This is a genomic window from Geitlerinema sp. PCC 7407, from assembly GCF_000317045.1.
In the GTDB taxonomy this organism is placed as follows: domain Bacteria; phylum Cyanobacteriota; class Cyanobacteriia; order PCC-7407; family PCC-7407; genus PCC-7407.
The window spans coordinates 3,926,661-3,938,578 of the sequence record NC_019703.1; the positions used below are offsets into that span (position 1 = coordinate 3,926,661).

Below are 11,918 nucleotides of genomic sequence, written 5' to 3' on the forward strand. Positions count from 1 at the left end.
CCCCAAAACACAAAAATCCCCCGCCGCGTGGGCAGGGGATTTTCTTATTTACAGGTCCTCAGACCCAGTTAGCCGACAAATCAGCCGAACTTACCGGCGGTCGAGGCAATCAGGAAGGCAGCGTAGGTCAGGATGTAGCCAACCGTGAAGTGGGCCAGACCAACCAAGCGGCCTTGAACGATGGACATTGCAACCGGCTTGTCCTTCCAGCGAACCAGGTTTGCCAGAGGAGTGCGCTCGTGAGCCCACACCAGGGTCTCAATGAGCTCTTGCCAGTAACCACGCCAGCTGATCAGGAACATGAAGCCCGTTGCCCAAACCAGGTGTCCGAAGAGGAACATCCAAGCCCAGACGGACAGGTTGTTCATGCCGTAGGGGTTGTAGCCGTTGATCAGCTGAGAAGAGTTCAGCCACAGGTAGTCACGCAGCCAGCCCATCAGATAAGTCGAGGACTCGTTGAACTGGGCAACGTTACCCTGCCAAACACCCAGATGCTTCCAGTGCCAGTAGAAGGTGACCCAACCAATGGTATTGAGCATCCAGAACATTGCGAGGTAGAAAGAATCCCACGCAGAGATGTCGCAAGTACCGCCACGGCCGGGACCGTCGCAGGGGAAGCTGTAGCCGAAATCTTTCTTATCGGGCATCAGCTTGGAACCACGGGCATCCAAAGCACCCTTCACCAAGATGAGGGTGGTGGTGTGCAGACCCAGAGCGATCGCGTGGTGAACCAGGAAATCGCCAGGACCAATGGTCAAGAACAGAGAGTTGGTACCAGCATTGATGGCATCCAGCCAGCCGGGCAGCCAAGCACCACCAGCATTAGCAGGCAGGCTACCAGCATTGGAGAGCAGCACATCAAAGCCGTACAGAGCCTTACCGTGAGAGGACTGGATCCACTGAGCAAACACCGGCTCAATGAGGATCTGCTTCTCGGGCGTACCGAAGGCAACCACCACGTCGTTGTGGACGTAGAGACCCAGGGTATGGAAACCGAGGAACAGAGACACCCAGCTCAGGTGAGAAATAATCGCTTCCTTGTGCTGGAGAACCCGATCCAAAACGTTGTTCTTATTCGCTTCAGGATCGTAGTCACGAACCAGGAAGATCGCACCGTGGGCAAAAGCACCCACCATGATGAAACCAGCAATGTACTGGTGGTGCGTATACAGCGCTGCCATCGTGGTGTAGTCCTTCGCCATGAAAGCGTAGGGAGGCAGCGAGTACATGTGTTGAGCCACCAGAGAGGTGACCACACCGAGAGAAGCCAGCGCCAGCGCCAGCTGGAAGTGCAGAGAGTTGTTCAGCGTGTCGTAGAGACCCTCATGACCCTTACCCAGCAGACCACCAAAGGGAGTGCCCTCGGGAGGACGGTGAGCCTTGAGGATTTCACGAATGCTGTGACCGATACCAAAGTTGGTGCGGTACATGTGGCCCGCGATGATGAAGATCACCGCGATCGCCAGGTGGTGGTGAGCAATATCCGTCAGCCACAGAGACTGCGTCTGAGGATGGAAGCCACCGAGGAAGGTCAAGATAGCGGTACCAGCACCCTCAGCAGAACCAAACACATGGTTCGCCGTATCAGGGTTCTGAGCATACACGCCCCAGTTGCCCGTGAAGAAAGGCCCAAGACCGGCGGGGTGCGGCGGCGTGGACAGGAAGTTATCCCAGCCCACATGCTGACCACGAGACTCAGGAATCGCCACGTGCACCAAGTGACCCGTCCAAGCCAGAGAGCTCACACCAAACAGACCAGCGAGGTGGTGGTTGAGGCGAGACTCAGCATTCTTGAACCAAGAAAGGCTGGGGCGGAACTTGGGCTGGAGGTGCAGCCAGCCTGCAAACAAGAAGATTGCAGACAGGATGAGGAGGAAAACAGCACCCGTGTAGAGGTCGCTGTTATGCCGCATCCCGATGGTGTACCACCAGTGATAAACACCGGAATAAGCGATGTTAACAGGGTTGGAAGCGCCCGCTTGAGTGAACGCTTCAACCGCGGGTTTGCCGAAATGGGGATCCCAGATCGCATGAGCGATGGGACGGATATTCAGCGGATCTTTAACCCACTGCTCGAAATTACCTTGCCAGGCGACGTGGAACAGGTTGCCGGAGGTCCAGAGGAAAATGATCGCCAAGTGACCGAAGTGGGAAGCGAAAATCTTTTGGTAAAGATTTTCTTCCGTCATCCCGTCATGACTTTCAAAGTCGTGGGCCGTTGCAATCCCGTACCAAATCCGACGTGTTGTCGGGTCTTGAGCGAGGTCCTGGCTAAACTTTGGAAATTTAGTTGCCATAAGTCCTTACAAAGTCCTCCTCGCCATCATCCTACTGCAATGATCCGCGCCAGGAAGAATGCCCACGTGGTGGCAATTCCCCCGAGGAGGTAGTGAGCTACCCCGACAGCCCGACCCTGAACAATGCTCAGAGCGCGAGGTTGGATCGCAGGAGCGACTTTCAGCTTGTTGTGAGCCCAAACGATGGACTCGATGAGTTCTTGCCAGTAGCCGCGGCCGCTGAACAGGAACATCAGGCTGAAGGCCCAAACGAAGTGAGCGCCCAGGAACAGCAGACCGTACGCAGACAGCGCCGAACCATAGGAAGTGATTACTTGGGAAGCCTGAGCCCAGAGGAAGTCACGCAGCCATCCGTTGATGGTGAGCGCGCTTTGAGCAAAGTTGCCACCCGTGATGTGAGACACCGAACCATCGGCGCCCACCGTTCCCCACACGTCAGACTGCATCTTCCAGCTGAAGTGGAAAATCACAATCGACAGGGAGTTGTACATCCAGAACAGACCCAGGAAGACATGGTCCCAACCAGAAACCTGGCAGGTACCACCCCGGCCCGGACCGTCGCAGGGGAAGCGGAAGCCCAGATTGCCCTTGTCGGGAACCAGGCGAGAGCTGCGAGCGAAGAGAACGCCCTTCAGCAGAATCAGCACCGTCACGTGAATCGTGAAGGCATGGATGTGGTGCACCATGAAGTCTGCCGTCCCGAGGGTAATCGGCATCATGGCTACCTTGCCGGCAACGGCGACAACACCGCCACCGAAGGCATAGCTAACCGGCTCCAGAGCATTGGGAGCGGTCGCGCCAGGTGCGAGGGTGTGCAGGTTTTGCACCCACTGCGCAAACACCGGCTGCAGTTGAATCGCCGAATCCGAGAACATGTCTTGGGGGCGACCCAGAGCACGCATGGTGTCGTTGTGGATATACAGACCAAAGCTGTGGAAGCCCAGGAACATGCACACCCAGTTCAGATGGGAAATAATCGCGTCGCGATGACGAATCACCCGATCCAGCAGGTTGTTGACGTTTTGAGCTGGATCATAGTCACGCACCATGAAGATGGCAGCGTGAGCCCCTGCACCAACGATCAGGAAACCACCAATCCAGATGTGATGGGTGAAGAGTGACAGCTGGGTCGGATAGTCAGTTGCAATGTAGGGGTAGGGGGGCATCGAGTACATGTGATGCGCCACCAGGATGGTCAAGGAGCCCAGAACTGCGAGGTTCACAGACAGCTGAGCGTGCCAAGACGTGGTGAGGACTTCGTAGAGACCTTTGTGGCCTTCGCCAGTAAAGGGACCCTTGTGAGCCTCGAGGATTTCCTTCATGCTGTGCCCAATGCCCCAGTTGGTCCGGTACATGTGGCCAGCGATGATGAACAGGACCGCCAGAGCCAGGTGGTGGTGAGCCGTGTCAGAAAGCCACAGACCACCGGTCACCGGATTCAGACCACCTTTGAAGGTCAGGAAGTCTGCGTAAGCGCCCCAGTCCAAGGTAAAGAAGGGAGTCAACCCTTTTGCAAAGCTGGGGTACAGCTCTGCCATCAGGTCGGTGTTGAGCAAAAATTCATGAGGCAGGGGGATGTCTTTTGGAGCAACCCCAGCATCCAGAAGTTTGTTAATGGGCAATGAAACGTGGATTTGGTGACCTGCCCAAGAGAGGCAGCCCAGACCCAGCAGACCAGCCAAGTGGTGGTTGAGCATGGACTCAACGTTTTGGAACCACTCAAGCTTGGGAGCCCGTTTGTGATAGTGGAACCAGCCCGCAAACAGCATCAGGGCAGCCATGACGAGTGCGCCAATGGCAGTTGCATAGAGCTGCGTGGAGTTGGTGATACCCGAGGCACGCCACAGCTGGAAGAGACCGGAGGTGATTTGGATGCCGTGGAAACCACCGCCTACATCACCGTTGAGGATCTCTTGACCAACGATGGGCCAAACAACCTGTGCACTGGGCTTGATGCCAGTGGGGTTGGTCAGCCAAGCCTCGTAGTTAGAAAAGCGAGCGCCATGGAAGTACATGCCGCTCAGCCAGATAAAGATAATGGCTAAGTGGCCAAAGTGAGCGCTGAAGATTTTGCGAGAAATATCTTCGAGGTCACTTGTGTGGCTATCGAAGTCGTGAGCGTCGGCATGAAGGTTCCAAATCCAGGTTGTGGTTTTGGGCCCTTTAGCCAGGGTGCGGTCGAAGTGACCGGGCTTACCCCACTTCTCGAAGGAAGTTGGGACCGGGTCCTTGTCGACGGATACCCTCACCTTTGCCTCTCGCTCCGGGGGACTAATCGTCATTGAGACTCTCCTCTCTCGAGACAAGGAACGAGGAACTCTCCTCCCCATTGGTTACACAAAGCAACCTTTTTCCTCTCTGCGCATCGTGGTTGTTTCGAGCTATATCAGAGAGACCTCTGGGACAGGCTAAGCCTTTGGGCGTTTGCAAGTCCCCTCCTGCAACAGAATTTAGGTGTCTGTATAGGTGGTTGGGGTCAGAGGATGAGTAGCTTCTGAGCCAAAAGTAGGCTGGCACAAGGGCCGGAGCTACTCGGGGAGTGCTTTCTGAAGCATTATAGGTCTGCTTTTAGAGCCATTTTGGGCGCGGTTAACAATAATTCAAATTGTCTAAAGCATTGATCTATCTAGGTTTTGGCTTTTATAACGCTGGCCCAAAAGTCAAGGCAATTTCAATTAAGTTCATCAAGTTAAGTCATATAAAGGGCTTATCACTTTTGTTGAAGTTTCCTGATAGGGGATGGGGGAAGGATGCGATCGCCGCTCGGTCAATGCCTCTCTGGGCAAGGGTTTCAGGGAGTTAAGGAACTGAACTGGAAGGGGGCCTCTGGAGGCAGGTCGGGGAGAGGCTGAGCTTTTCCGCTATAGTTCCGTATGAATGGCTACTGTTCACATGAGGCTGTCGATCTCGGGTGTAGAGCGTTTTCTGTCGCTATGAACAGGAAGGGCTCTAAGGCTGGAAATCTTGATCCCTCGGTGAGATCTTATGGAGTAGATAGACAGAAGGAATGGGTCTAGCGATCTCCATAGATTCAGATCGGGGTGAGTCGAGGTAGGAGGTAGATAGAGAGATTTTCGGCAACCGAGGTTTGAGAAGTCCGGGGAATCGGGGAAGTTCTTCGGTTCGTTGAGCGGCGGTGGCGATCGCATGTCCTTTTAGTCGGAGTGGATTGGCGTGTTTGGCTTCAACTGGCAGCAAGGGCGCACAAAACAATGGCTGGCGTCGGCATTGGCAGGAGTTTTGGTGTTGAGTGCTGTGGGCTGTAGCGATCGCGGCGCTGCGGCACCGCCGCCCGTCAATATACAAACCAGCAAACCTTCGAGCGTGCAGCGCTCCAAGCAGATTTCGGAGGTGTCTCCACCAGCAACCATTCAGGCGCTGCGCCCAGATCTCGATCAGTACCGGCCTCAGGTCAAGATCGTCAGCCCGCGGGCCGATGCGGTGCTAGAGGATACTCAGGTGGCCGTGAAGTTTGAGGTTCGAGATCTACCTATCTTTAAAGATTCAGATCTGGGACTAGGCCCTCACCTCCACGTTTTTCTGGACGATCAGCCCTACCAAGCGGTGTATGACCTGACGGAGCCGCTCATTCTGAAGGATTTGAGCCCTGGGAGCCATACGCTGCGGGTTTTTGCGTCTCGCCCGTGGCACGAGAGCTTCAAGAATGAAGGGGCCTATGCCCAGATGACTTTCCACGTTTTTACAAAAACGGCGGATAGCCCAGTAGACGACCAGGTGCCGCTGCTGACCTACAGCCGTCCCCAGGGCAGCTACGGGGCAGAGCCCGTGATGGTGGACTTTTATTTGACTAATGCGCCGCTGCATTTTGTGGCGCAGGATAATCCGTCCAATGAGATTCGAGACTGGCAAATTCGCTGCACGGTTAATGGCGACAGTTTCGTGATCGATCGCTGGCAGCCGATTTATCTCAAGGGCCTGAAGCCGGGAAAGAACTGGGTGAAGCTGGAGCTGATCGATGAGAAGGGTCAGCCGATCGAAAATACGTTTAATAGTGTGGCGCGGGTGGTGGAATACCAGCCGGGCGGGAGCGATACGCTGTCGCGCTTGGTGCGCGGGGATCTGATGGCGCGCGAGGCGCGGGGCATCGTGGATCCAAACTATGTGCCGGGGCCGGAGCCAGCGGTGGAGGCTCCACCGGCGATCGCCCCCTTGCCAGAGGTGATCCCCAGCCCTGAGCCGGAGCTGCCAGAGGCGATCGCCCCTGAGGTGAGTCCGGCCCCTGCGGTGATCCCAAGCCCCGAGGCGTTGCCAGAGCCACCGGCAGAGACGCCAGTGATTCCGGCTCCCAAGACAGCGCCAGCTCAGGGCTTGTTTGATCGCTTCCGGCGACGCCCTGCTGCCCCTGTGACGCCCAGCCCCGCTGCTCCGTCACCGGAGGCGGCACCGGCCGAGCCCGCGATCGAGCCTAGTCCTGAGCCAGCACCAGATGCGGCACCAGATGCGGCAGTGGAGTTGCTGCCTGAGACGCAGGTTGATGAGCCCGCGCCTGCCCTGCCGAGCCAAGGGCCAGCCCAAAGCTTCTGGAGCCGCTTCCGGCGATCGCCCATTGAGGCAGCACCGCCAGCGGCGGAGCCCAGCCCTGCGCCCGCCGTGCCGGACGCCCTAGAAGCCCCGGAAAGTCCGGAGGCCGTAGAGCTTGAGCCCGTAGAAGCGGCAGCGCCGTCTCCGGCACCTGAGGAAGAACCCGAGGCGATCGCCCCTGAACCGGCCAAGCCAGCGGCCAAGGGCAAAGGCGTTTTTGATTTCTTTAAGCGATCTACTCCCACTACTCCCGCGCCAGCACCCGCTGCTGAGCCCGAGGTGCCCGCCAGCCTGAACGCCCCTGACACCGCCACGGAACCGGCCGAGCGTCCCGCAGAGGCTGCTAGCGAGGCGGGCGATCGCGCAAACGAAGCCGCACCTGAAGTCCCCGCAGCAGCGCCCGCGCCCGAGGGCGATCGCCCGAGTCCTTTCTGGAAGCGTCTGCGCCAGCCCCTCAGCCCGTCAGCGGAGCCCAAATCCACGCCGCGCTTCCTAGATCAGCTCAAACAGGCTGAACCAGCCGAGCCGTCAGCGCTGCCAGAGGCTGCGCCGTCCGTTGAGGCCCCAGAGTCCAGCACGCCCTCGGCTCCCGAGCCTGCGGCAGCTGAACCGTCTGAACCCGCAGAATCCGAGTCTTCCTCTGAACCCGCGATCGCCTTGCCGCGATCGCCCTTTGACGGCTTGTTGCCCAGCGTCTTGCCGGGTGCCAGCACCGCCGCCGACTCCGCCAACGCCCTCAAGGAAGGCCAGTCTATCCGAGTGATCACGGCTCCTGCCGAAACCTCGGTCCCTGCTCGCTATCGCCGCAGCGCGGAGCCGGAGCCAACGCCAGAGCCAGAAGCGATCGCCCCTGAAGCCGAGGTCGCGCCTCCAGACGCATCCGACGACGAGGCGGCTGAGATGTGAAAGAAGGGCAATAGAAATTCACTGGAATTCGGATCGTCCAACAATTTCTGACACAAAAACATCCAGGGGCAAATTGCCCCTTTTTTGTGGCTTTTTTCTGCACTTGTACAGTCACCTCGCCCAAAATCAGAGCCAGACGACCACAGCCGGCCTATTTCCGGAGACAGAAGTCGTTCGGCACAAACCACCCTTCCAGAAAGGGTTTGCTAGAATCAACCTGGCTTTACTCCACTGGATGCCATGGCTGCTCATCCCGCTTCAAACTCGACGCCTACAACCCTGGCCTCACAGAGTCTCAGGGCTCGAGCGCTCAAACGGACCCTCGAAACCGTCGATGCCAAGAGCTGCCCACGCTCCTACAACTTTCACATGCACACGGTTTACTCCGATGGGCGGCTCCAGCCGGAGATGCTCATGCAGCAAGCCATCGACATCGGGCTCAAAGGCCTCGCCATCACCGACCACCACAGCATCGGTGGCTACTACGCCGCTCGGCGCTGGCTCGAGGACTGGCAGTGGAATCACCCCAGCCAGCCAGTACCCGAACTGTGGGTCGGCGTGGAAATTAACGGTCGGCTGATCGACAACGAAGTGCACATCCTGGCCTACGCCTTCGACCCAGATCATCCGGTCATGAGCCCCTACCTGCGCCGTCAGCCACCCCAGGCAGAAGACTCCGAAGCAGGGCAAATCATTCAAGCAATCCACCAGGCGCGGGGAATCGCGGTTCTTGCCCATCCCGTCCGCTACCGGCGATCGCCCGAAGAGCTGATCACCGAAGCGGCGACCCTCGGCATCGACGGCGTAGAGGCCTACTACGCCTACAACAATCCCACGCCCTGGCGGCCCAGCCCTGATCAAACCTCGCGGGTCTTGCACCTGAGCGATCGCCATCAGCTTTTGGTGACCTGCGGCACGGATACCCACGGCCTCAGCATTTTGCAGCGCCTTTAGGGCAGCCTTGGGGCCTTGCTCAAGTTGGCCCTTTCGCTTTTTTCACTCCCTCAGCCATTCCATATCTGCTAGAGCTCTCTAGCAGATATGGAATGAAAAAACCCCTGAAAATTCATCCAAATACTGTCCAAAAACAGTTGATGAATTGAGTTCAGAGGTCAAGATTGAATGGCTTTCTGAGGGTTGACTTTGCGCCAAAAACGCAAGGTTCTAGGAAGAGGAAATGATTTAGTGTTTTGTCTTGGAATACAAGGCCCAGAGCTTATTGCAAGGCAAGAAAGCCCACGAGACCGAAGCTAGTGACAGCCAGCAGCGCCAGCATGGAAAGTGACTGCCCCAAATGCTTTGTATTATTCATGCGTTTTGTAAGCGATTGCTAACGGTTTAAGGGTGTTATGACATTAGCAGTGTTTTCACGGAGTCCCGCTAAGATTTCAAGAAAGTCAATAAAGCCTGAAAGTTTCAACGAAATTTCGGCTTTTTGGGGTTCTTCTGTGTAACGAATGATTTCAAAACTGCCTCGGACACGAGGGTGATAACTAAACAAGTTTGGAGAAAAACCCTACGGGGCTCAAGCAAAACTCAAGATTACTGCAGTTGTGAAAATAGGTAATTTTCGCAGTTTGTTTGGCGACCAGGGCTATTTTTGAGGGCATTGCAGAGGCGATCGCCAGGAACCATCAGGCCGCTGTAACAGCGGCCCAGCAGACTGGAGACGCTTATGGCGATTCGAAGCCGCCCGAGCGGCGGCTCGAAGCAACTAATTCCAAAACCATTAATTGGTGAGGCCGTGCTCTAGGGCGTAGCGCACCAGTTCTGTGCGGCTGTTGGTGCCGGTTTTGCTAAAGAGGCGGCTGACGTACTTTTCGACATTGCGCACGCTGGTTTCTAGGCGGCGCGCGATTTCTTTGTTCATCAGGCCCTCGGCCACCAGGTCTAGGACGCTCTGCTCGCGGGGCGTCAGGTCAATTTGGATGGGAGCTGGAGTCTGGGAGATGCCGCCGCGCTGGGTGAGCAGGGCCTTGATTTCAGCAATTTGGCGCGCCATGTCAGCAATATCGGGCGTTTCCCCGCTGTCGCTGGCGGCGGTGGCGGTAGCCCGGCGCTCCAGGAGGTTCTCGACGATGGCAACCAGCTCGTCCGGGTCAAAGGGCTTGGAGAGGTAGGCATCGCAGCCCGCTTGGTAGCCTTGGATGCGATCGCCCGTCATCCCACGGGCGGTCAAAAAGACCACGGGTAGGGCCTTGAAGCGCACGTCCTCTCGCATCTGCTTCAAAAATTCATAGCCATCGACCTGGGGCATCATGATGTCGGTGATGACGAGATCAGGCTGCGATCGCTGGAGCATGTCCCAGCCGTCTTTGGCATTGCTCGCGGTCTGGACCTGAAACCCGCTGTCCTCTAAATACGCCTGCACCGCTTCCCGTAAACCGGGCTCGTCATCCACCAGCAGTAACTGTTTTGCCATCTCGTCTTGATTGCTTTTTCTAGAACTTTAGCGCTTTTGAGGGGTGCCGCGGCTCGGCCTCTAGGGTGTCGCCTAGGGACGCGGCTCCAGAGGGGGGATCATGCGAGCCTCTGCCGGTAGCACCGCCTGTCGCTGGCCCTCGGTGCGGGCCTGTACACAAATTAGGCCAATGGGCGTGCCCAGCAGATCGGCGAGGGTGGCTTGCCCGGCGATCGCCTTGAGGAGCGTCTTGGGCGACTCTTTGAGCAGCCAGCGGGCGCTCTGGCGCAGGTACTCTCGGGGGGAGGGCTCCCGCATCAGCGGCGTTCCGTGGAGGTCGTGGAGGTATCGGCTAGAGCGGCCGTAGCGGCGCCACTGGCTGCGCAGCTCGTCCAGGGTGGCTCGGTGACGGTGCTGGACCTGCGCCGCCTCGACAAAGCGAAGCTGCCAGCCGCCTTCGCGCTGCACCCGCCAGCACAGGTCAGCATCTCCTCCCGTCGTGAGGTAGGGCCGAAACAGTCCCACCTGCTCGAGGGCTTGGCGCTTCACGGCCAGGTTGGCGGTCTGGCCGTAGGGACAAAAGGTGTTCGCGAGGGTGTGCTTTTGCGAAAGGGTCGCTTCGCGCTCGGCGTGGCGCTCCCAGATCGTGGAGCCGGGGAGGGCGGTGATTTCGCCCACCGACAAGCCAACTGCTGGATCTCCAAGGGGCTGGACGAGCTGCTCGAGCCAGTCGGGCTGGGGACGGCAATCAGCGTCGGTAAAGGCCAGCCAGTCCCCGTTAGCCGCGCAGATTCCCCGGTTGCGGGCGGCGTAGGAGCTCTGGATTTGGTCTTCACAGAGATAGTTGAGGGTCCAGCCCTGATCGGCGGCAGCGCGGGAAGCAGCCTGGATCAGCTCTCGGGTGCGATCGCGGCTGTTGTTGTCCACGAGCCAGTACTCGGCGCGATCGCGCGGATAGGTCTGAGCCTCCAGACACCGCAGCAGCTCTGGCAAATCAGCTTCACCGTTATAGATCGGCACGATTACGGAAACGAGCGGCTCAGTCATGGAGTTAGCGAAGCTGGCGTGGGTTGTCATAGCCTTTTGCCACGAAACACGCGCCCATCATCGGACACGCCATCGTTTATCAAGGCCATCCTATGCGAAAAATCCTCATCGGCGTCATGGGGCCTGGCTCAGCGGCCCAGCCCGAGGATGTGACCCACGCCCACGAGCTGGGCCGGCGCATCGCGGAGGCAGGCTGGGTCCTGCTGACCGGCGGCCGCAAGGTCGGCGTCATGGAGGCAGCAAACCAAGGTGCCCATGCCGCTGGTGGCCTCACCGTGGGCATTTTGCCCGGGACGGACGATGATTCTGTCTCTGAGGCTGTGGACATTGCCATCTTTACGGACCTCGGCAATGCCCGCAATAACCTAAATGTATTGTCCAGCCGAGTCATTATCGCCTGCGGGTTTGGGTTTGGGACTTTGTCAGAGGTTGCCCTGGCGCTGAAGAGCGATCGCCCCGTTATTGTATTAACAAACAATGGCAATTTTAAGAATTTCTTAATGAAGATTTCTAGCCAAAATTTACATCTCTGCCAAACGCCTCAGGAGGCGATATCTCTAGTCAGGCAGATACTTCAGACCAGTCAAACCTTTAGCAATCTATCTAAAGACATAGGAGTTTAGATATAAATTGTGAACAGTTCTTCTAAAGATTAGCGATCGCATTCTTTGGTCGCTATAATGTCATTAAGTCAGATTTTTTAAACATAAAAACATAATCGGTTG

General features: G+C 57.4%; 7 protein-coding genes. 3 read left to right on the forward strand and 4 right to left on the reverse strand.

The genetic code is table 11. From position 1 onward, the window contains the following. Nucleotides 1–80: 80 nt before the first annotated feature. Together psaB and psaA are read right to left on the reverse strand one after the other, a co-directional pair. The gene (gene psaB, locus GEI7407_RS15935) at nt 81–2,297 is read right to left on the reverse strand and encodes a photosystem I core protein PsaB (RefSeq protein ID WP_015173233.1); all 2,217 of its coding nucleotides are present in this window, start codon (nt 2,295–2,297) and stop codon (nt 81–83) included. A gap of 26 nt (nt 2,298–2,323) precedes the next feature. Beyond that, complete coding sequence (gene psaA, locus GEI7407_RS15940; protein WP_015173234.1) at nt 2,324–4,579, reverse strand: photosystem I core protein PsaA; 2,256 nt, start codon at nt 4,577–4,579, stop codon at nt 2,324–2,326. Nucleotides 4,580–5,540: 961 nt separating this feature from the next. On the opposite strand from psaA, the gene GEI7407_RS21465 reads away from it, so the two are divergent. Next, a complete protein-coding gene (locus GEI7407_RS21465) occupies nt 5,541–7,745 on the forward strand; it encodes a DUF6130 family protein (RefSeq protein ID WP_190274149.1) in 2,205 nt (734 codons plus the stop codon). A 240-nt stretch (nt 7,746–7,985) separates the two neighbouring features. Then, nucleotides 7,986–8,699, forward strand: coding sequence for a PHP domain-containing protein (locus tag GEI7407_RS15950; RefSeq protein ID WP_015173236.1), 714 nt, complete (start codon nt 7,986–7,988; stop codon nt 8,697–8,699). 775 nt (nt 8,700–9,474) lie between these two features. Here GEI7407_RS15950 and GEI7407_RS15955 read toward each other — a convergent pair. Continuing rightward, nucleotides 9,475–10,167, reverse strand: coding sequence for a response regulator transcription factor (locus GEI7407_RS15955; protein WP_015173237.1), 693 nt, complete (start codon nt 10,165–10,167; stop codon nt 9,475–9,477). Nucleotides 10,168–10,239: 72 nt separating this feature from the next. Next, nucleotides 10,240–11,223, reverse strand: coding sequence for a glycosyltransferase family 2 protein (locus GEI7407_RS15960; protein WP_015173238.1), 984 nt, complete (start codon nt 11,221–11,223; stop codon nt 10,240–10,242). Between the two features lie 62 nt (nt 11,224–11,285). Between GEI7407_RS15960 and GEI7407_RS15965 the strand changes: the two genes are divergently transcribed. After that, a complete protein-coding gene (locus GEI7407_RS15965) occupies nt 11,286–11,816 on the forward strand; it encodes a TIGR00725 family protein (RefSeq protein ID WP_015173239.1) in 531 nt (176 codons plus the stop codon). The last annotated feature ends 102 nt before the right edge of the window (nt 11,817–11,918 follow it).

Bases quoted from the DNA above. Each gene is read 5' to 3' on its own strand.
- psaB (WP_015173233.1), bottom strand. From the start codon at position 2,297: ATGGCAACTAAATTTCCAAAGTTTAGCCAGGACCTCGCTCAAGACCCG.
- psaA (WP_015173234.1), bottom strand. From the start codon at position 4,579: ATGACGATTAGTCCCCCGGAGCGAGAGGCAAAGGTGAGGGTATCCGTC.
- GEI7407_RS15950 (WP_015173236.1), top strand. From the start codon at position 7,986: ATGGCTGCTCATCCCGCTTCAAACTCGACGCCTACAACCCTGGCCTCA.
- GEI7407_RS15955 (WP_015173237.1), bottom strand. From the start codon at position 10,167: ATGGCAAAACAGTTACTGCTGGTGGATGACGAGCCCGGTTTACGGGAA.
- GEI7407_RS15960 (WP_015173238.1), bottom strand. From the start codon at position 11,223: ATGACAACCCACGCCAGCTTCGCTAACTCCATGACTGAGCCGCTCGTT.
- GEI7407_RS15965 (WP_015173239.1), top strand. From the start codon at position 11,286: ATGCGAAAAATCCTCATCGGCGTCATGGGGCCTGGCTCAGCGGCCCAG.